The organism is Streptomyces sp. PTL18 (genome assembly GCF_059510295.1).
On record NZ_JCAJZO010000005.1, the window covers coordinates 268,046 to 288,116 of the forward strand.

The 20,071-nt window shown below is 69.3% G+C and carries 14 protein-coding genes; 6 read left to right on the plus strand and 8 right to left on the minus strand.

All coding sequences use genetic code 11. The features are described from left to right. Positions 1 to 97: 97 nt before the first annotated feature. Positions 98 to 1,864 carry a proteasome ATPase gene (gene arc / locus AC5WS8_RS12385; RefSeq protein WP_496103381.1) on the minus strand — a complete coding sequence of 589 codons (1,767 nt, stop codon included), beginning with the start codon at positions 1,862 to 1,864 and terminating at the stop codon, positions 98 to 100. 244 nt (positions 1,865 to 2,108) lie between these two features. On the opposite strand from arc, the gene AC5WS8_RS12390 reads away from it, so the two are divergent. Beyond that, the gene (locus AC5WS8_RS12390) at positions 2,109 to 2,414 is read left to right on the plus strand and encodes a ferredoxin (RefSeq protein ID WP_496103382.1); all 306 of its coding nucleotides are present in this window, start codon (positions 2,109 to 2,111) and stop codon (positions 2,412 to 2,414) included. 79 nt (positions 2,415 to 2,493) lie between these two features. Here AC5WS8_RS12390 and AC5WS8_RS12395 read toward each other — a convergent pair whose 3' ends face one another. From AC5WS8_RS12395 to AC5WS8_RS12405, 3 genes are all read right to left on the minus strand, one after another. Next, positions 2,494 to 3,072 carry a hypothetical protein gene (locus AC5WS8_RS12395; RefSeq protein ID WP_496103383.1) on the minus strand — a complete coding sequence of 193 codons (579 nt, stop codon included), beginning with the start codon at positions 3,070 to 3,072 and terminating at the stop codon, positions 2,494 to 2,496. A 296-nt stretch (positions 3,073 to 3,368) separates the two neighbouring features. Further along, entirely contained in the window at positions 3,369 to 4,271 is a 903-nt protein-coding gene (locus tag AC5WS8_RS12400; protein WP_496103384.1) for a tRNA (adenine-N1)-methyltransferase, read from the minus strand. A gap of 56 nt (positions 4,272 to 4,327) precedes the next feature. Further along, entirely contained in the window at positions 4,328 to 5,827 is a 1,500-nt protein-coding gene (locus AC5WS8_RS12405) for a site-2 protease family protein (RefSeq protein ID WP_496103385.1), read from the minus strand. 205 nt (positions 5,828 to 6,032) lie between these two features. Between AC5WS8_RS12405 and AC5WS8_RS12410 the strand changes: the two genes are divergently transcribed. Continuing rightward, positions 6,033 to 7,019, plus strand: coding sequence for a RecB family exonuclease (locus AC5WS8_RS12410; protein ID WP_496103386.1), 987 nt, complete (start codon positions 6,033 to 6,035; stop codon positions 7,017 to 7,019). A gap of 14 nt (positions 7,020 to 7,033) precedes the next feature. Continuing rightward, positions 7,034 to 7,705, plus strand: coding sequence for a response regulator (locus AC5WS8_RS12415; protein ID WP_086728460.1), 672 nt, complete (start codon positions 7,034 to 7,036; stop codon positions 7,703 to 7,705). A 65-nt stretch (positions 7,706 to 7,770) separates the two neighbouring features. On the opposite strand, the gene AC5WS8_RS12420 is transcribed toward AC5WS8_RS12415, so the two are convergent. From AC5WS8_RS12420 to metH, 4 genes are all read right to left on the minus strand, one after another. Continuing rightward, on the minus strand, positions 7,771 to 9,354 hold the full coding sequence (locus AC5WS8_RS12420) for an ABC transporter substrate-binding protein (protein ID WP_496103387.1): 1,584 nt from the start codon (positions 9,352 to 9,354) through the stop codon (positions 7,771 to 7,773). Between the two features lie 167 nt (positions 9,355 to 9,521). Beyond that, complete coding sequence (locus AC5WS8_RS12425; protein ID WP_496103388.1) at positions 9,522 to 11,126, minus strand: ABC transporter substrate-binding protein; 1,605 nt, start codon at positions 11,124 to 11,126, stop codon at positions 9,522 to 9,524. Between the two features lie 419 nt (positions 11,127 to 11,545). After that, the gene (locus tag AC5WS8_RS12430; protein ID WP_496103389.1) at positions 11,546 to 12,247 is read right to left on the minus strand and encodes an HAD family hydrolase; all 702 of its coding nucleotides are present in this window, start codon (positions 12,245 to 12,247) and stop codon (positions 11,546 to 11,548) included. 456 nt (positions 12,248 to 12,703) lie between these two features. Continuing rightward, complete coding sequence (gene metH / locus AC5WS8_RS12435) at positions 12,704 to 16,228, minus strand: methionine synthase (protein ID WP_496103390.1); 3,525 nt, start codon at positions 16,226 to 16,228, stop codon at positions 12,704 to 12,706. 282 nt (positions 16,229 to 16,510) lie between these two features. On the opposite strand from metH, the gene AC5WS8_RS12440 reads away from it, so the two are divergent. The 3 genes from AC5WS8_RS12440 (at position 16,511) to glpK (ending at position 20,068) form a co-directional block, all read left to right on the plus strand. Next, the gene (locus tag AC5WS8_RS12440; RefSeq protein WP_496103391.1) at positions 16,511 to 17,275 is read left to right on the plus strand and encodes an IclR family transcriptional regulator; all 765 of its coding nucleotides are present in this window, start codon (positions 16,511 to 16,513) and stop codon (positions 17,273 to 17,275) included. Between the two features lie 373 nt (positions 17,276 to 17,648). Continuing rightward, complete coding sequence (locus AC5WS8_RS12445) at positions 17,649 to 18,443, plus strand: MIP/aquaporin family protein (protein ID WP_496103392.1); 795 nt, start codon at positions 17,649 to 17,651, stop codon at positions 18,441 to 18,443. Between the two features lie 86 nt (positions 18,444 to 18,529). Continuing rightward, on the plus strand, positions 18,530 to 20,068 hold the full coding sequence (glpK, locus tag AC5WS8_RS12450; protein WP_496103393.1) for a glycerol kinase GlpK: 1,539 nt from the start codon (positions 18,530 to 18,532) through the stop codon (positions 20,066 to 20,068). The last annotated feature ends 3 nt before the right edge of the window (positions 20,069 to 20,071 follow it).

Here is a 20,071-nt window from a genome sequence, read left to right on the forward strand (position 1 = left end):
TGGGGAGATCATTTGCGTCATTGCTGTGCTCCAGCCGTGGCCCGAAAAGCAACGGGCTGCGGGTACCCATTGGAGGCACCCGCAGCCGCCCTTGCTTTTACAGGTACTGACCGGTGTTTGCCACCGTGTCGATGGAGCGCCCTGTGTCTGCGCCTTGCTTTCCGGTGATGAGGGTGCGGATGTAGACGATCCGTTCGCCCTTCTTTCCGGAGATTCGGGCCCAGTCGTCGGGGTTGGTGGTGTTGGGCAGGTCCTCGTTCTCCTTGAACTCGTCCACGCACGCCTGGAGGAGGTGGGAGACGCGGAGGCCCTTCTGGTTGTGTTCGAGGAAGTCCTTGATCGCCATCTTCTTGGCGCGGCCGACGATGTTTTCGATCATGGCGCCGGAGTTGAAGTCCTTGAAGTAGAGGACTTCCTTGTCGCCGTTGGCGTAGGTGACCTCCAGGAAGCGGTTCTCGTCGGACTCGGCGTACATCTGTTCCACGGCGGTCTGGATCATGGCCTGGACAGTGGCGGCCTTGTCGCCTCCGTGTTCGCTGACGTCGTCGGCGTGCAGGGGGAGGTTTTCGGTGAGGTACTTTCCGAAGATGTCCTTGGCGGCTTCGGCGTCCGGACGTTCGATCTTGATCTTCACGTCGAGGCGGCCGGGGCGCAGGATGGCGGGGTCGATCATGTCCTCGCGGTTGGAGGCGCCGATGACCACGACGTTCTGCAGGCCTTCCACACCGTCGATCTCGGCGAGGAGCTGGGGGACGATGGTGTTCTCCACGTCCGAGCTGACGCCGGAGCCGCGGGTACGGAAGAGGGATTCCATCTCGTCGAAGAAGACGATGACGGGGGTGCCCTCGCTGGCCTTTTCGCGGGCTCGCTGGAAGACGAGGCGGATCTGTCGTTCGGTTTCGCCGACGTACTTGTTGAGGAGCTCGGGGCCCTTGATGTTGAGGAAGAAGCTCTTGCCGGCGGCCTGGCCGGTCACTTCGGCGACCTTTTTGGCGAGGGAGTTCGCCACGGCCTTGGCGATGAGGGTCTTGCCGCATCCGGGGGGTCCGTAGAGGAGGACTCCCTTGGGCGGGCGCAGCTCGTGCTCCTTGAAGAGGTCGGGGTAGAGGTACGGGAGCTCGACGGCGTCGCGGATGGCTTCGATCTGGTTGCCGAGGCCGCCGATCTGGTCGTAACCGATGTCGGGTACCTCTTCGAGGACGAGCTCTTCGACCTCGCTCTTGGGGACGACCTCGTAGACGTAGCCGGAGCGGGGTTCGAGCAGGAGGGCGTCGCCGGGGCGGATGGTGACGTCCAGCAGCGGCTCGGCGAGCCGTACCACCCGTTCCTCGTCGGTGTGCCCGAGCACGAGGGCGCGCTCGCCGTCCTCGAGGATTTCCTTGAGGGTGACGATGTCCCCGACACGCTCGAACTCCATGGCCTCGACCACGTTGAGCGCTTCGTTGAGCATCAGTTCCTGGCCTCGGCGGAGCTCGTCGAGATCCACGCCGGGGCTGACGTTCACGCGGAGTTTGCGGCCTCCGGTGAAGATGTCGGCGGTGCCGTCCTCGTTCGCCTGCAGGAAGACACCGAAGCCGGCCGGCGGCTGTGCGAGCCGGTCGACTTCTTCCTTGAGGGCCACGATCTGGTCGCGGGCCTCGCGGAGCGTGTTGGCGAGTCGCTCGTTCTGCGCGGACACGCCGGCCAGATTGGTCTGCAGCTCGACGATCCGCTCTTCGAGAATTCTCGTGTGTCGCGGAGAGTCGGCGAGCTTGCGTCGCAGGACGGCGATCTCCTGCTCAAGGTAGGCGATCTGCCCGGCAGGGTCGTCGGACCCTCGTCCCGGGCGGATGCCGCGGTTCATGTCGTCGTCGTGGGCTGCCACGGTCCTCACCTCCTCCAAGGGGAGCTGGACGCTTCCAGACCCTACCTGGGTGGGTGTCGATTGAAACCCCTAGATCACAAAGACTGTCGGGGTGTGTCCGATCTTCACCCTTGCGCTCTCCCTCACGCCAGGGGAATACCCACCGAACATGATTGGGAAGCGGTCGAAGGTAGGGTCAGGGGTGTTCAACACCCGTCAGGGCTGGCCGGATTCCCGGGGCTCTGCGCAGTAGACGGCAGGGGAGATGACCGTGCGGCAGGAGGCCGGTGTCGGTGGCGAGGAGCTGGAGGTCTGGATCGATCAGGACCTGTGTACCGGTGACGGCATCTGCGCCCAGTACGCGCCGGAGGTCTTCGAGCTGGACATCGATGGTCTGGCCTATGTGAAGGGGCCGGACGAGGAGCTTCTGCAGGTCAGAGGGGCTGCGACCCGGGTGCCGCTGCCGCTGGTGGGGGATGTGGTGGATTCGGCGCGGGAGTGTCCTGGCGAGTGCATCCACGTGCGTCGGGCCGGGGACGGCGTGGAGGTGTACGGCCCGGACGCTGAGTGACCGCCTGGGCACCTCCCGTCAGTCGTGTCTCTTTTCTCACACCGCCGGCGGCGGGTCCCTCGGTCCGTGGGCCGTGGGGTCAGGCGTTCCGGCTGCCGTCGGCGGTGGTGGTGCGGAGGAACACGCCATTCTTCCACTGCCACTTGGCGACGTCCTTGACGTCGGGGCAGCAACTCGGTACGTCGGGCGAGGAGTAGCCGAGGAGGGTGGCGGTGACGGCGGCGTCACGGACGGCGAAGTCGGTGACGGTGATGCGGTCCTTGGGGGCGACGAGGGTGGCGACGACGCGGGGTGTGGCGGTGCCCGCCGCCTGGGTGAGGACGTAGAGGCCGTCGGGTGGAGTGCCCATGCCGGCGTCGCAGTGGACGGCGACGACGGTTTCGGGGCGGCCGTCGCCGTCGAGGTCTCCGGTGGCCTTCTTCCGGATGAGGAGCTTGGTGGGGCCGCAGTGGAGGGGGAAGTCGGCCTTGGCGGGGTCGGGGGCCGGGATGGCCGCGGGGGCGGCCTTGGTCTCGGTGCGAGGCTGGGCCGCGGTCGCGGCGCCGGGCTGCAGCACGGAGGACAGGGCGATCACTCCGGAGACCGCGGTGGCGGTGGCGACCCAGTGGATGGGCCGGGTGGTGGTGTGAGCGAGTTCCGGGACGGCGGAGTGCTGCACGGGGGAGGTGTCTCCTGTGAGGGCTGTGCCGGTGAGGGTGCCCCGCATCGTGCCACACGTCACAGTGCGAGGGAACGGCGGGGTGGTCACCGCTGGTGGCGCGTCAGTTTCCGTGTGCGTCCGGGACGGAGGGAGTGGACGTACCGGTGGGAGAGTGTGTGCGTGTGTGTGCTCGGGCGGGCCGGGTTGTGTGGGGGTGTGCGCGCTTGAACGCATGAGCGCCGTGGCCGAGTTCCGCGGGGTGTGCGGGAACTCGGCCACGGCGCTGGTGGGTTGTGGGCGGCGCGGGGCCGGGGTCAGCGGCCGGTGCCTCCGTCGGCGTTGGGGCCGGTGTAGTCCTCGCCGTAGGCGCCCTTGGCGGGACGGCGGCGGCGCATGGGGGGCTCGACGCCGTCGGCGAGGCGGCGGGCGGTGAGGAGGAAGCCGGTGTGCCCGATCATGCGGTGGTCGGGGCGGACGGCGAGGCCCTCGATGTGCCAGTTGCGGATCATGGTCTCCCAGGAGGTCGGCTCGTTGAAGCAGCCGATCTCGCGGATGGACTCGACGGTCCGCGCGAGCTGGGTGGTGGTGGCGACGTAACAGCAGAGGATGCCGCCGGGGACGAGTGCCTTGGAGACGGTCTCGAGGCACTCCCAGGGGGCGAGCATGTCGAGGATGACGCGGTCGACCTCGGTGTCGGACAGGTTGTCCTGGAGGTCGCCGACGGTGAGCTGCCAGGCGGGGTGGGGGCCGCCGAAGTAGCGTTCCACATTGGCCTGGGCGATGTCGGCGAAGTCGGCACGGCGCTCGTAGCTGTGCAGCATGCCCTGGTCACCGATGGCGCGCAGCAGGAAGGTGCTGAGTGAGCCGGAGCCGACGCCGGCTTCCACGACGCGGGCGCCGGGGAAGATGTCGGCGAAGGCGAGGATCTGCCCCGCGTCCTTCGGGTAGACGACGGCTGCCCCGCGGGGCATGGACAGGACGTAGTCGGGGAGCAGGGGGCGCAGCGCGAGGTAGGCGACGTTCCCGGTGGTGCGGACAACGCTGCCCTCGGGTGCGCCGATCAGTTCGTCGTGCGGGAAGGAGCCCTTGTGGGTGTGGAAGTTCTTTCCCGCTTCGAGTGTGAACGTGTAGTGGCGGCCCTTGGGGTCGGTCAGCTGTACCTGGTCCCCGACCTTGAAGGGCCCGCGACGGCGGGCGGCACCGGTCGGTTCGGACATGTGACCAGCCTACCGGCAGCTGAGGGGGGCGCCGACCATGATGGGCGGTCCGAGGTTCAGCTGGGGCGGGCCATGGCCTTGACGAAGGCGCGTTCGACGTCGGCGGCGGAGAGGACACCGTAGATCTCGCCGGTCTCCTCGACGACGAGGTATTCGGTGGCGGGGGTGGCGCGCAGGACGTCGAGGAGGTCTTCTCCGGCGAGTTCGGCGGAGACGCGCATGCCGTCGGTGATGTCCTGGGCGAGGCCGCTGACGGGTACCCAGGGGCGGCGGTGTTCGGGTACACCGACGATGGCGGCCTCGCGGACGAGGGAGAGGGGTGCGCCGTGGGCGTCGACGACGACGAGGGCGCGGGCACCGACGGCGTTGGCGCGGCGCAGGGCCTCGGAGAGGGGGGTGTCGGTCTCGACGGGGACGGCGCGGCGGGTCAGGGTACGGGCGCGCAGTTCGGGGAGGTGTTCGCGCAGGCGGGCCATGCGCAGGCTGTTGCCGGCGCCGGTCCAGATGATCGCGGCGAGGATGGCGGCGAGCAGGGCGTCGGTGACGGTGTCCATCCCGACGTTGTCCTCGGCGGTGGAGCCGAGGGCGCCTGACTGGGTGAGCAGGGGCAGTCCGACGAGGACGGCGATGGCGAGGGCGCGGCCGACCCAGGCGGCGGCGACGGTGCCGGTCATGGGGCGGCCGGTGATCTTCCAGACGACGGCGCGGAGCATGCGGCCGCCGTCGAGGGGGAGGCCGGGGAGCAGGTTGAAGACGGCGACGATGAGGTTGGAGACCATGAGGCCGGCGAGGAGGACGCCGGGGACGGTGCCGGGTTGGACGGGCTGCAGGGCGAGGTAGAAGATCCCGGCGAGGACGAGGGAGAGCAGCGGGCCGACGAAGGCGAGGACGAATTCGCGGCCGGGGGTCTCGGCTTCCTTCTCGATCTCGGAGGCGCCGCCGAAGAACTGGAGTTGGATGCGGCGCACCGGGAGTCCGAAGCGGAGGGCGGCGACGGTGTGGGCGAGTTCGTGGACGAGGACCGAGGCGTAGAAGGCGACGGCGAAGAAGAGCGAGACGAGGTAGCGGACGGCGCCGAGTTCGGGCAGCACGCGGTCGAGCTGTCCGCCGAAGACCCAGGTGATCAGGGCGGCGACGAGGAACCAGCTGGGGGCGACGTAGACGGGGACGCCGAAGGGGCGGCCCATGAGGAGGCCGCCACCGGGGTCCTTGGGGCGTTGTGGGGGGCGTCCACGGCCGGCGGTGGCGGAGTGGGCGGGCGTGCGGGCGGGGGTGCCGCTGCGCGGGGTGGTTGGGCCGTCGGAGTGAGGGGGCGCCGGGTGCCTGTCCGCCGGGGTGTCGGCGTTGCCGGGTGCAGGGGGCTGCGGGGCGTTGCGGTCGTCCGTTGGTCCGTCGGTGGACGGTGTGTGCTCGTCGTCGGGTCCCGCAGCCGCGGCGGCGGGTGCCGCAGGGTCGGTGGGGGGCTGTGCGGGACTCGGTGACTCCTGGCGGGGCGTGGTGTCGGGCGCCCCGTTGTTGCCGGGGCGCGGCTGTGCGCTCCCGCCGCTCTCGTCCACGCTGTCCCCTCGATCGATGCGTCTCTCCGGCCCCGGCCGTGCCGGGTGGGAGCGTCCGGTGTCGATGGTATGCGGCCGTCGCGTCGTGTTCCGCCCGGCACCCCTCTGTTTCCCGCGTGGTCGGGTGGGCTCCGGCCCGTCGGTGGGTGCTTTCGCCGGGCCGCGGCTGGGTCACTGTCGGTGGCGGGCCGTATGGTCTGTGGTCATGGAATCCAGCACCGACGGCGTCGCCGTGCCGTCCGCCGTGGCCGCCGCACCCCCGGGTTCGCTGTCGCCGTCGCGCGCCGGCGATTTCATGCAGTGCCCGCTGCTGTACCGGTTCCGGGTGATCGACAAGCTGCCCGAGAAGCCGAGCGAGGCGGCGACGAGGGGCACGCTGGTGCACTCGGTGCTGGAGCGGCTGTTCGACGTGCCGGCCGCCGAGCGGACCGCTCCGCAGGCCAAGGCGCTGCTGCCCGGCCAGTGGGACCGGCTGCGGGAGAGCAGGCCGGAGGTCGTGGAGCTGTTCGCGGACGATCCGGACGGTGAGCGGCTGGCGCGCTGGCTGGGTGAGGCGGAGCGGCTGATCGAGCGCTGGTTCACGCTGGAGGACCCGACGCGTCTGGAGCCCGCCGAGCGTGAGCTGTTCGTGGAGGCGGAGCTGGAGTCGGGGCTGAGACTGCGCGGGATCATCGACCGCGTCGACGTGGCGCCGACGGGTGAGGTGCGGATCGTCGACTACAAGACGGGCAAGGCGCCCCGGCCGGAGTACGCGGAGGGCGCGCTGTTCCAGATGAAGTTCTACGCCCTGGTGGTGTGGCGGCTGAAGAAGGTCGTCCCGCGGCGGCTTCAGCTGGTGTATCTGGGCAGTGGGGATGTGCTGACGTACGACCCCGTCCTGGCCGACCTGGAGCGTGTGGAGCGCAAACTGCTCGCGCTGTGGGAGGCGATCCGGGTGGCGACGGAGACGGGTGACTGGCGGCCGCGTCGCAGCAAGCTGTGCGGCTGGTGCGACCACCAGGGGGTGTGTCCGGAGTTCGGGGGCACTCCCCCGCCGTATCCGCTGCCGGTCCGTCCGGCCGGCGGTGCGCCGTCGGGGGCGCGGTCGCTGCCGGCTCAGCGGCTGGACGGCTCCTCGGGCCCGGAGGGGTCCGCGTCGTCCGGGGTGCCCGAATCGGGCGGAGGCCCGCAGGGCAGAATGGGGCCGGACTAGCGAAGGAGATTTACGTGGCCATCCGCGTCCTACTCGTCGACGACCAGCCGCTGCTGCGTACGGGCTTTCGGATGATTCTGGAGGCGGAGCAGGATCTCGCGGTCGTCGGCGAGGCCGGAGACGGCCTCCAGGCGCTCGACCAGGTGCGTGCCCTGCAGCCCGATGTGGTGCTGATGGACATCCGCATGCCCCGTATGGACGGCGTGGAGGCGACCCGGCAGATCACCGGGCCGGGGCGGGACGGCCCGGCGAAGGTGCTGGTGCTGACGACCTTCGATCTGGACGAGTACGTGGTGGAGGCGCTGCGCGCCGGGGCGAGCGGGTTCCTGCTGAAGGACGCGCCGGCCGATGAGCTGGTGCAGGCGATCCGGGTGGTCGCGGCGGGCGAGGCGATGCTCGCGCCGAGCATCACCAGGCGGCTGCTCGACAAGTACGCCACGCATCTGCCGTCGGGGGACGAGCCGGTGCCGGACACCCTGCACACGCTCACCGAACGGGAGGTGGAGGTGCTGAAGCTGGTGGCGCGTGGGCTGTCCAACGCGGAGATCGCCGCGGATCTCTTCGTCAGTGAGACCACGGTCAAGACGCACGTCGGCCATGTCCTGACGAAGCTGGGGCTGCGGGACCGGGTGCAGGCGGCGGTGTACGCGTACGAGAGCGGGCTGGTGCGTCCCGGCGCCCAGTAGGCGGGAGACCGTGACGGTGAGGGCGCCCCTGCGGCAGGGACGCCCTTCGTGCGTGCGGGTCCTGCTCAGCCCTTGCTGATCTCCCAGAACCGGAAGACGGTGGAGGCGTCCAGGCAGTACTCGAGTCCGTACACGCTCTCCCGGGTGACGGCGTACTGCTTGCCCTGCCAGATCGGGATGACCGGGACGTCCTCGGCGACGATGTGCTGGAGCCTGCGGTACTCGTCGTCGGTGGCGGAGCGGTCGCTCTGGGCGGCCGTCTTCGGGATCAGTTCACCGGTGATGGTGCTGTTGGCGTAGTGGTTGTCCAGCACGTTGCCCTTGCCGAAGAACGGCGCGGTGAAGTTGTCGGGGTCGGGGTAGTCGGGCACCCAGCCCTTGACGTAGACGCCGTACTTGCCGGCCGCGATGTCCTTCTCGTACTGGTCGAAGGGGACGGACCTGACGGTCGCGTCGAACAGTCCGCTGTCGTTCAACTGCCGGGCGATGGTCTTCAGTTCCTCGTCGGTGGCGGGTCCGTAGCGGGAGGGGGTCGACCACAGGGTCAGGGTGACCTTGCCGGTGACGCCCGAGGCGCGCAGCGCGGCGGCCGCCTTGGCCTTGGAGGGGCGGGCACCGTAGGTGTCGAAGAAGGACGTGTCGTGGCCGGTGACGCCGGCGGGGATGATCGAGTACAGGGGCGTCGCGGTGTCGTTGTACACCTTGTTGACGACGGCGTCGCGGTCGAGGAGGTAGGCGATGGCCTTGCGGACGCCGAGCTTGCCGGCCACCGGGTCGTCCATGTTGAAGACGAGGTGCTGGACTTCGGCGCTGGAGCCCTCGACGACCTCGATGCCCTTGCCGGTGGAGGTGTCGTTGCCGATGCCGGCGATGTCGGCGGCGGCCAGACCCCGGTAGGCGAGGTCGATCCTGCCGTCCAGGAGGGCGTTCTTCAGGGCGGACTGGTCGCCGTGGAAGAACGTCAGGGTGACGCCGGAGTTGTGCGCCTTGGCCGTCCCCCGGTACTGGGAGTTGACGGAGAAGACGGCCTTGTCCTTGCCGAAGGAGTCCAGCTTGTAGGGGCCGGAGCCGACCGCCTTGCCGTCCTTGCGCAGCTTGTCGGCGGGGTAGGCGTTGTGGTCGACGATGGAGCCGGCGCCGGAGGCTATCTTGCTGGGGAAGGTGGCGTCGGCGTACTTCAGTTTGAAGACGACGGTCTTGGCGTCCGGGGTCTCGACCGAGTCGAGCATGGGGAACATGATGGCGGGGCCGGCCGAGTCGTTGATCTTCAGCATGCGGTCGAAGGAGAACTTGACGTCCTTCGACGTGAGCGGGTCGCCGTTGCTGAACTTCAGGCCGTCCCTGAGGGTGCAGGAGTAGACCTTGGTCTGCGTGTCGGTGAACGTGCACTCCCTGGCGGCTTCCGGCTCCGGTTCCGTGCCGCCCTTGGGGAAGGCGAGCAGGGACTGGAAGACGTTGTTGAACAGCAGCCAGGACCCCGGGTCGTAGCCGGAGGCCGGGTCGGTGGCCAGGACGTCGTCGGACATCCCCATCACCACGGGGGAGCCGGTGCCTGAGGAGTCGTCACCCGAGGTGCCGCATCCGGTGAGCAGGCCGGCGGCCAGCCCCGTCGCGATGGACAGAACCGGCCACTGGGTGCGCAAGTTCACGTGCATGTGCCTTGTCTTCGATTGTCGTTCGCCCCGGACTCCGCGCGTTCCGGGCCGTGCGGGAGTTCACGGATCGTATCGCGAACGGGGCAGGCCCCCGGACCTGTGTCCGGGGGCCTCGAAGAACTGCTGCTCACCGGCCGGTGTGAAACCGGGCGGCTGACCGGTCAGCCGCCGACGCCGCGGCCGAGCTCCCACAGCTGCAGCGTGGAGGAGGAGTTCATCGCGTACTCGCTGCCGGTGATGTCGTCGCGGGTGGCGACGTACTGCTTGCCCTGCCACAGCGGCAGGATCGGCACGTCGTCGGCGACGATGTCCTGCATGTCGGTGAGGCTCTTCGACGCGGTGAGGCGGTCCGCCTCGCGGCGGGACTGCGGGATCAGCGTGTTGATGATCTCCGGGTTGGCGTACGGGGAGCCGAGGGTGTTGTCCTTGTCGAGGAACGGCGCGAGGTAGTTGTCGGCGTCCGGGAAGTCCGGGAACCAGCCCATGCCGTAGACGGCGTACTGGCCCTTCTTCTCGGCCGGGCGGAACTTCTCCCAGGGGGTGCCCTGGACGGTGACGTCGAACAGACCGCTGGTGTTGAGCTGCTGCTTGAGCACCTCGAACTCCTTGGCGGTGGCCGGACCGTAGTGGTCGGTCGTGTAGTGCAGCGTCAGCTTGACCGGGGTGGAGACGCCCGCCTTGGAGAGCAGGGTGCGGGCCTTGTCCACGCTGGGGTTGCCGTACTTGTTGAAGAACGAGTTGGAGTGGCCGGTGATGGTGGCGGGGACGATCGAGTACAGGGGCTCGGCCTCGGTGCCGTACACCTTGGAGACCAGTTCGCCGCGGTTGATGACCTGTGCCATGGCCTGGCGGACGGCCTTGCTCTTCACCGGGGGGGTGTCGGTGTCGAAGGCCAGGTAGCGGATCTCCAGGCCCGGCATCTCCACGAGGTTGATGGTGCCGTGGGTGTCGTTCTGGAGCTTGCGGATCTGGTCCGGGTCCATCGTGCGGGTCATGACGTCGATGTCGCCCTTGTCGAGGGCGGAGCCCATCGCCTCGGCGTCGCTGAACGGCTGGAGGACGACCTTGTCGTTCTTCGGCGTCAGCACGCCCCGGTAGTTGGGGTTCTTGGTGAAGGTGGCCTTGACCAGCTCGTTGTTCTTGACCTCGGCCTGCATCGTGTACGGCCCGGAGCCGTCGATGTCGAAGCCGTCGCGGAGCTTGTTCTTCTCGTAGTCCTTGGGGTTGACGATGCCGGCGACCGGCGTCGACAGCTTGAACGGGAAGGTCGCGTCCGCGCTCCTGAGGTGGAAGATGACTTCGTTGTCACCCCGCGTCTCGACGGTGTCGATGGTGGACAGCAGGGCGAAGACACCGCTGTCGGCCTTGAGGGCGCGGGCGCGGTCGATGGAGTACTTCACGTCGGCCGCGGTCACCGGGTCGCCGTTGGCGAACTTCAGGTCCTTGCGCAGCTTGCAGGCATAGCGCTCGTTGCCGGTGTCGGTGAAGCCGCAGCTCTCGGCGGCCTCGGGCTGCGGCTCGCCGTCGCCGCGGGGCTGCACCATCAGCGTCTGCACGGTCTGCCGGAGGATGTTCCAGGTGCCGACGTCGTAGGCGTACGCCGGGTCGAGGGGCGCCGGGGCGTCGCTGGAGGCGGTGAACCGGTCGGTGGTGCCGACGACGATGGCGTCACTGCTCTTGCCCCCACTGCTGGACCCGCCGCAGGCAGCGAGGACGGGGGTGAGCAGACCGGCGACGGCCGGCAGCACCAAGGTCTTGCGGTTCATGCTCGAGTTTCTCCAGAGCTGTTGGGTCCGTGTATCCGGCATGCATGGGTGGTGCGGCGGATCACGGGGGAAGCGGTGATGTTCTCGCGCAGAGATTAGTCCGCACCTGCAGGAGGGCTGACAGCCACCGGAGTTGAGTTCCCATCACGCTGTGAAACCGGCTGTGAACGGACCGGAAAACCAGTCGGGGAAGGATTAGTGCAGCGTTTCACCAATCGGGACACAAGGGCGCGTCCAGGCCGCCCGAGTGGGGCGGAACAGCACACGCCGGGCCCGCTGTCGACCCCTGCCGGCGTGGGGAACGTCACATGGTCAAGCAGGGTTCGCGCCCCGGAATTCGCCCACCGGGCCGGTATTAATTCATTCGGCCGGACCGCCCGGAGTAATTCTTCCATTCATTCTGCACGCTGGGTGAAGGCCTAGCGCATTTCCGTCATCAAAGCCCGCAGAAATGGCAGGTCGACCTCTTCGAGCGAGGTGACGACCGTGCGCCCGGCGGAAGGCTCGATGGGGGCGACCGAGGGCACGGCCACCACGCGGCAGCCGGCGGCCTCGCCGGCCGTGACGCCGGTCACCGTGTCCTCGATGACCGCGCACCGCGCGGGGTCGGCGCCGAGGCCGACGGCGGCCCGCAGATACGGGTCGGGGAACGGCTTGGTCCGCTCGACCTCGTCACCGGCGACGGTCAGGGCGAAGTACTGCGGGCCCACGGAGGCCAGGACGCGGTCGATGATGCGCCGGTGGGAGGCGGAGACCAGGGCGGTGGGGATGTCGTGCGCCGCGAGTTCGGCCAGCAGCCGCGCCGCGCCCGGCATCAGGGGCAGTCTGCGGTCGATACGGTCCTCGAACCCGTCGTTGAGCAGGACGGTGAGCTCGTCGAGGGTGATGTCAGCGCCGGTGGCCTCGATCAGGAATCCCGCGCTGCGCTTCATGGGACCGCCGACCACGACATGACGCCAGGAGTCGTCGAGCGTGTGGCCGAGGCCGGCGAAGACCTCGACCTCGACCTCCCACCAGAACCCCTCGGTGTCCACGAGGGTGCCGTCCATGTCGAGGAGCACGGCCTGCAGGGCGGAGCCTTCGGCCTTACGGGTTCCGAGTGCGGGAACCGTAGTGGTCATCCGGCGCACCTCCTTCAAGGGACGACCAGGCCGGTTCCCAGGGAGGGAACCGGCCTGCGGTGGATCGACCAGTGTACGACGCATGAGGGGAAAGTGCCTCTCGGCACGGGAACGCGAGACCGTGCGGGGCCGGGAGCACCACGCCGTGCGGGCGCGGAGGACCTGCCGAGGGCGCCTCTGGGCGGCCCCGTCCGGCAGCGGGGCACCCCGGAGCCCGGTCGCACCGGAAGACGTGCCGACGGGCGGCTCACCGACGCGCACACCTCCCCACGTCCCGGTGCACGAGCCCGGCGACCCGGCGCGACCTGGGCGAGCATCCGGGCGAAGTCCGTGTCGCGCGCGGCGGCCGGACGGTCACCCCCGTTCCCGGCGGCCCCGCCCGACGGGCGTGGTGCGCCCTGCCGACGGCCCTCGGACCATCGGCAGGGATCCGTTGGGGGCCCCGGGGCGCGGTCGCTACCGCGCGTTGAAGTACTTGGCCTCCGGGTGGTGGATCACGATCGCGTCGGTGGACTGTTCCGGGTGCAGCTGGAACTCCTCGGAGAGGTGCACGCCGATCCGTTCCGGCTGGAGGAGTTCGGCGATCTTCGCGCGGTCCTCCAGGTCCGGGCAGGCGCCGTAGCCGAGGGAGAAACGCGCCCCTCGGTACTTCAGCGCGAACATGTCCTCCATGTCGGCGGGGTCCTCACCGGCGAAGCCCAGCTCGGCACGCACGCGCGCGTGCCAGTACTCCGCGAGAGCCTCCGCCAACTGCACGGACAGCCCGTGCAGTTCGAGGTAGTCGCGGTAGGAGTTCGACTCGAACAGCCGGGCGGTCTCCTCGCCGATCCTCGAGCCGACGGTGACGACCTGGAAGCCGACGACGTCCGTCTCCCCCGACTCCTCCGGGCGGAAGAAGTCGGCCAGGCACAGCCGGCGCCCACGCCGCTGGCGCGGGAAGGTGAACCGGGTACGCTCGTTGCCCTCCTCGTCCAGGATGATCAGGTCGTCGTCCTTGGACACGCACGGGAAGTAGCCGTGGACCACGGCCGCCTCAAGGAGGTTGTCGGTCTGCAGCCGGTCCAGCAGGCCGCGCAGTCGGGGCCGGCCCTCGCTCTCCACCAGCTCCTCGTACGACGGCCCCGCACCGGTCCGCGCCTGCTTCAGACCCCACTGGCCCTTGAACAGCGCGCCCTCGTCCAGCCAGCTCGCGTACTCCTTGAGCGGGATGCCCTTGACGATGCGGGTGCCCCAGAACGGGGGCGTGGGCACGGGGTTGTCGGTGGCGACGTCGGAGCGGACGTGTCCTTCCTCCGGGCGCTCCTCGACCTCCACGGTGGCCGCCCGGACCCGCCGCTGCCTGAGCTCGGGCAGCTTCGCCCCGGGCACACCCCGCTTGACCCCGATCAGGGCGTCCATCAGGCGCAGGCCTTCGAAGGCGTCGCGGGCGTAGCGGACCTCGCCCTCGTACAGCTCGTGCAGGTCGTGCTCGACGTAGGCGCGGGTGAGAGCGGCACCGCCGAGGATGACGGGGAAGCGGGGGGCCAGCCCCCGCTGGTTGAGCTCCTCCAGGTTCTCCTTCATGATCACCGTGGACTTCACCAGGAGCCCGGACATGCCGATGACGTCGGCCTTGTGCTCCTCGGCCGCCTCCAGGATCGCGGAGACCGGCTGCTTGATACCGAGGTTGACGACGTTGTAGCCGTTGTTCGACAGGATGATGTCGACCAGGTTCTTGCCGATGTCGTGCACGTCCCCGCGCACGGTCGCCAGCACGATCGTGCCCTTGCCCTCGGCGTCCGACTTCTCCATGTGCGGTTCGAGATAGGCCACCGCGGTTTTCATCACCTCGGCGGACTGCAGCACGAACGGCAGCTGCATCTGGCCCGAGCCGAACAGCTCACCGACGACCTTCATGCCGTCCAGCAGGGTCTCGTTGACGATGTCGAGGGCCGGGCGGGTCGTGAGGGCCTCGTCCAGGTCGGCTTCCAGGCCGTTGCGCTCCCCGTCGATGATCCGCCGCTTCAGCCGCTCCTGAAGCGGCAGCGCGGCCAGTTCCTCGGCCCTGCCCGCCTTCAGGGACTTGGCGGTGGCGCCCTCGAACAGCTGCATGAGCTTTTGCAGCGGGTCGTAGCCCTCGGTGCGCCGGTCGTGGATGAGGTCGAGGGCCGTGCGCACCTCTTCCTCGCTGAACCGGGCGATCGGCAGGATCTTCGAGGCGTGCACGATCGCCGAGTCCAGCCCGGCCTTGACGCACTCGTCCAGGAAGACGGAGTTCAGCAGGATTCGGGCGGCCGGGTTCAGGCCGAAGGAGATGTTCGACAGGCCCAGCGTGGTCTGCACCTGCGGGTGACGCTTCTTCAGCTCGCGGATCGCCTCGATGGTGGCGATGCCGTCCTTGCGGGACTCCTCCTGACCGGTGCAGATGGTGAAGGTCAGGCAGTCGATGAGGATGTCCTCCTCGCGGATGCCCCAGTTCCCGGTCAGGTCGCTGATCAGCCGCTCCGCGACCTCCACCTTCCTCCGCGGCGTGCGGGCCTGGCCCTCCTCGTCGATGGTCAGCGCGATCAGCGCCGCCCCGTGCTCCCGGGCCAGCGCGGTGACCTTCGCGAAACGCGAGTCGGGGCCGTCGCCGTCCTCGTAGTTCACCGAGTTGATCACCGCCCGGCCGCCGAGCTTCTCCAGCCCGGCCCGCAGGACCTCGACCTCGGTGGAGTCCAGCACGATCGGCAGGGTGGAGGCGGTGGCGAACCGGCCGGCCAGCTCCTCCATGTCCGCCACGCCGTCACGGCCCACGTAGTCCACGCACAGGTCGAGCATGTGCGCGCCCTCGCGGATCTGCTCCCGGGCCATCTCCACACAGTCGTCCCAGCGGCCCTGGAGCATCGCCTCGCGGAACTTCTTCGACCCGTTGGCGTTCGTGCGCTCACCGATCGCCAGGTAGGAGGTGTCCTGCCGGAACGGGACCGACTGGTAGAGGGAGGCCGCACCGGGCTCGGGCTGCGGGTGCCGCTCGGGCGGATTCAGGCCGCGGACGCGTTCGACGACCTGACGCAGGTGCTCCGGCGTCGTACCGCAGCAGCCGCCGACCAGGGACAGCCCGTACTCGGTGACGAACGTCTGCTGGGCGTCGGCCAGCTGGGCGGCGGACAGCGGATAGTGCGCGCCGTCCTTGGTCAGTTCGGGCAGGCCCGCGTTCGGCATGCACGACAACGGCACACGTGCGTGGCGGGCGAGGTAGCGCAGGTGCTCGCTCATCTCGGCCGGGCCGGTGGCGCAGTTCAGACCGATCATGTCGATGCCCAGCGGCTCCAGCGCGGTCAGCGCGGCGCCGATCTCGGAGCCGAGCAGCATGGTGCCCGTGGTCTCCACGGTCACCGACACGATCAGCGGGACCGCGTACCCGGCCGTCTCCATCGCGCGGCGGGCGGCGATGACGGAGGCCTTGGTCTGCAGCAGGTCCTGGGTGGTCTCCACCAGCAGGGCGTCGGCCCCGCCGGCGAGCAGGCCCTCGGCGTTGCGCTGATAGGCGTCACGGATGCCGGTGAAGGTCGTGTGGCCCAGCGTGGGCAGCTTGGTGCCGGGTCCCATCGAGCCCAGCACCCAGCGCGGGCGCCCGTCCCGCGCCGTGAACTCGTCCGCCGCCTCGCGGGCGATCCGGGCGCCCGCCTCGGACAGCTCGGCGACGCGCTCGGCGATGTCGTACTCGCCGAGCGCGGTCAGGTTCGCCCCGAAGGTGTTGGTCTCCACGCAGTCCACGCCCGCGTCGAAATAGGCGGCGTGCACGGTGCGGACGATGTCCGGGCGGGTGACGTTCAGGATCTCGTTGCAACCCTCCAGGCCCTGGAAGTCCTCCAGCGTCGGGTCCTGGGCCTGGAGCATCGTGCCCATCGCACCGTCGGCCACCACGACACGGGTGGCGAGGGCTTCCCGGAGGGTTTCGGTCCGGGTCCGGCTGTCGGTGGAGGCGGGCGAGCGGAACGGGTTCGGCAACGAGGCCATGGAAGATGCTCCCTGGAGTGCGACGGCTGTCGGCTTTGCGTCCTCCTGGACCTTCCCATGGAGGACGCACGCGGCCAGGGTAGCCCGGAGCGCGCCGCAGGGTCAGGGGCGTCCACGGGACGGGACGGCCAGGACGCCGGATGACCCGTCGGGAGACTTCCGCCGAACGGATGGCGACTCCCATTAGCGAGAGGTCGGCAACGACCGGTAGTGTTCGACATTGCCGAACGGCGATGCATGAGCCTCAGCCGACGGTCGAAGTGGACGGAGGGCAGGACGGCGATGGCACGGAACATCCAGTCGCTCGAACGGGCGGCCGCGATGCTGCGGCTGCTCGCGGGTGGCGAGCGACGGCTCGGCCTGTCGGACATCGCCTCCTCCCTGGGCCTCGCCAAGGGCACGGCCCACGGCATCCTCCGCACGCTCCAGCAGGAGGGGTTCGTCGAGCAGGACGCGGCCTCCGGCCGCTACCAGCTCGGCGCGGAACTGCTGCGCCTGGGAACCACCTACCTGGACGTGCACGAGCTGCGGGCGCGCGCCCTGGTGTGGACGGACGACCTGGCCCGCTCCAGCGGGGAGAGCGTCTACCTGGGTGTCCTGCACCAGCAGGGCGTGCTGATCGTGCACCACGTCTTCCGGCCCGACGACAGCCGGCAGGTCCTGGAGATAGGGGCCATGCAGCCACTGCACTGCACGGCCCTTGGCAAGGTCCTGTCGGCGTACGACCCGGTCGCGCACAGCGAGGCGCTGGAAGCCGACCGGAAGGCGTTCACCGACCGGACCGTGTGCGACCTGGAGGACTTCGAGCAGGTCCTGGACCTCGCCCGGGCGCGCGGGTACGCGGCCGACGTGGAGGAGACCTGGAACGGTGTGGCCTCGGTCGCCGCGCCCATCCACGACCGGCGGCGGATGCCGGTGGGTGCCGTGGGCATCACCGGCGCCGTGGAGCGCGTGTGCCGGGACGGGGAGATGCGCCCGGAGCTCATCGCGGCGGTGCGCGACTGCGCCCGCGCGGTGTCCCGGGACCTGGGCGCCGGACGGTTCTGAGACCGGCGCCACCACGGGGACCTCTATTCCCGGAAGGACCGGTACGGCATTGCCGTACCGGTCCTTCCGGCTGCCCGCTCACGGGCGCTGCGCGCACGAAACGTGCCTGTTCGCACGCGGTGCGCTCCCATCGGAAGAACGTGGGCGCACAGCGATCAGTAACGATCGCGCTTCGTGCCACAGGACTCTTGACGAGTCTGCGAACAGGAAGCAAGACTCCCGTCCATCGGTCGGCATTGTCGAACACCTACCGGCAATAAGCGCTAGAGTGTGACAACGCCAAGGGCCGGCATCGCTCTCACCCCCGAGGGCGCGGACCACCGGAGGGACCCGGGGTTCGCCTTCCCCTGGACGAAGGACAAAGGAGTCGCGGGTGTCCAGCTCCGACATCTTCATCGGCGAGACCATAGGTACCGCCCTGCTCATCCTCCTCGGCGGCGGCGTGTGCGCCGCCGTGACACTGAAGTTCTCCAAGGCCCGCAACGCCGGATGGCTCGCCATCACGTTCGGGTGGGGTTTCGCCGTTCTGACGGCGGTCTACACCTCGGCACCGCTCTCCGGTGCCCACCTCAACCCGGCCGTGACCCTCGCACTCGCCATCAAGACCGGCGACTGGAGCAACCTCCCGGTCTACTGGGCCGGACAGCTGCTCGGCGCGATGATCGGTGCGACCCTGGTGTGGGTCGCCTACGCCGGCCAGTTCCACGCCCACCTCACCGACAAGGAGATCGTGGGCGGACCGGGCGCGCAGGCCACCGCCGCCAAGGCGGTCGAGGCCCAGGAAAAGGGCGCCGGCCCCGTGCTCGGCGTCTTCTCCACCGGCCCGGAGATCCGGCACACGGTGCAGAACCTCGCCACGGAGATCATCGGCACGATCGTGCTGGTGCTCGCGGTCCTCACGCAGGGCCTCAATGACAAGGGCAACGGTCTGGGCACCCTGGGCGCTCTGATCACCTCGCTGGTCGTGGTCTCGATCGGCCTCTCCCTGGGCGGCCCGACGGGCTACGCGATCAACCCGGCCCGTGACCTCGGTCCACGTATCGTGCACGCCCTTCTGCGCCTGCCCAACAAGGGCGGCTCCGACTGGGGCTACGCCTGGATCCCGGTCGTCGGCCCGCTGGTCGGCGCGGCGATCGCCGCAGGCATCTACAACGTCGCTTTTGCTTGAGATCGAGTGAGCTCGACAAGGCTCCGCACGTCAGCACCGCGCCGTAAAGACCGCCCTTTTCATCCATGGAACTCCAGGAGCACACCGTGACCGACGCACACACCGCCGGCCCGTTCATCGCAGCCATCGACCAGGGCACGACCTCTTCGCGCTGCATCGTCTTCGACCGGGACGGCCGGATCGTCTCCGTCGACCAGAAGGAGCACGAGCAGATCTTCCCGAAGCCGGGCTGGGTCGAGCACAACGCCACCGAGATCTGGACCAACGTCCAGGAGGTCGTCGCCGGAGCCATCGAGAAGGCCGGCATCACCAGAGACGACATCAAGGCCATCGGCATCACCAACCAGCGCGAGACCACCGTGCTGTGGGACAGGAACACCGGTGAGCCCGTCCACAACGCCATCGTCTGGCAGGACACCCGTACCGACGCCCTGTGCAGGGAACTCGGCCGCAACGTGGGCCAGGACCGCTTCCGCCGCGAGACCGGCCTGCCGCTGGCCTCGTACTTCGCCGGGCCCAAGGCCCGCTGGCTGCTCGACAACGTCGAGGGCCTGCGCGAGCGCGCCGAGGCGGGCGACATCCTCTTCGGCACCATGGACACCTGGGTCATCTGGAACCTGACCGGCGGTGTCGACGGCGGCCGGCACGTCACCGACGTGACCAACGCCTCCCGCACCCTGCTGATGAACCTGCACACCATGCAGTGGGACGAGAAGATCGCCGAGTCCATCGGCGTCCCGCTCGCGATGCTGCCCGAGATCCGCTCCTCGGCCGAGGTCTACGGCGAGATCACCGGCGGCCGCCTCGGCGACCTGCTCGGCGGCATTCCGGTGGCCTCCGCACTCGGCGACCAGCAGGCGGCCCTGTTCGGCCAGACCTGCTTCTCCGAGGGCGAGACCAAGTCGACCTACGGCACCGGCACCTTCATGGTGATGAACACCGGCGACAAGATCATCAACTCCTACTCGGGCCTGCTGACCACGGTCGGCTACCAGATCGGTGACGACAAGCCGGTCTACGCCCTGGAGGGCTCGATCGCCGTCACCGGCTCCCTGGTGCAGTGGATGCGCGACCAGATGGGCCTGATCAAGACCGCCGCCGAGATCGAGACCCTGGCGCTCTCGGTCGAGGACAACGGCGGTGCGTACTTCGTGCCGGCCTTCTCCGGTCTGTTCGCCCCGTACTGGCGCTCCGACGCCCGCGGTGTGATCGCCGGCCTGACCCGGTACGTCACCAAGGCGCACCTCGCGCGCGCCGTCCTGGAGGCCACCGCCTGGCAGACGCGGGAGATCGCCGACGCCATGACCAAGGACTCGGGTGTCGAGCTGTCGACGCTGAAGGTCGACGGCGGCATGACCTCCAACAACCTGCTGATGCAGACGCTCTCGGACGTCCTGGACGCACCGGTGGTGCGCCCGATGGTCGCCGAGACCACCTGCCTCGGCGCCGCCTACGCCGCCGGACTGGCCGTCGGCTTCTGGACCAGCACCGACGACCTGCGCGCCAACTGGCGGCGGGCCGCCGAGTGGACGCCCCACATGGACGCGGAGACCCGCGACCGTGAGTACAAGAACTGGCTCAAGGCCGTCGAGCGGACCATGGGCTGGATCGAAGACGAGGAGTAATTC

What these genes read in the sequence shown, in the direction of transcription:
- AC5WS8_RS12390 (WP_496103382.1), top strand. Translation starts at nt 2,109, where the DNA reads ATGACCGTGCGGCAGGAGGCCGGTGTCGGTGGCGAGGAGCTGGAGGTC.
- AC5WS8_RS12400 (WP_496103384.1), bottom strand. Translation starts at nt 4,271, where the DNA reads ATGTCCGAACCGACCGGTGCCGCCCGCCGTCGCGGGCCCTTCAAGGTC.
- AC5WS8_RS12410 (WP_496103386.1), top strand. Translation starts at nt 6,033, where the DNA reads ATGGAATCCAGCACCGACGGCGTCGCCGTGCCGTCCGCCGTGGCCGCC.
- AC5WS8_RS12425 (WP_496103388.1), bottom strand. Translation starts at nt 11,126, where the DNA reads ATGAACCGCAAGACCTTGGTGCTGCCGGCCGTCGCCGGTCTGCTCACC.
- AC5WS8_RS12430 (WP_496103389.1), bottom strand. Translation starts at nt 12,247, where the DNA reads ATGACCACTACGGTTCCCGCACTCGGAACCCGTAAGGCCGAAGGCTCC.
- metH (WP_496103390.1), bottom strand. Translation starts at nt 16,228, where the DNA reads ATGGCCTCGTTGCCGAACCCGTTCCGCTCGCCCGCCTCCACCGACAGC.
- AC5WS8_RS12440 (WP_496103391.1), top strand. Translation starts at nt 16,511, where the DNA reads ATGGCACGGAACATCCAGTCGCTCGAACGGGCGGCCGCGATGCTGCGG.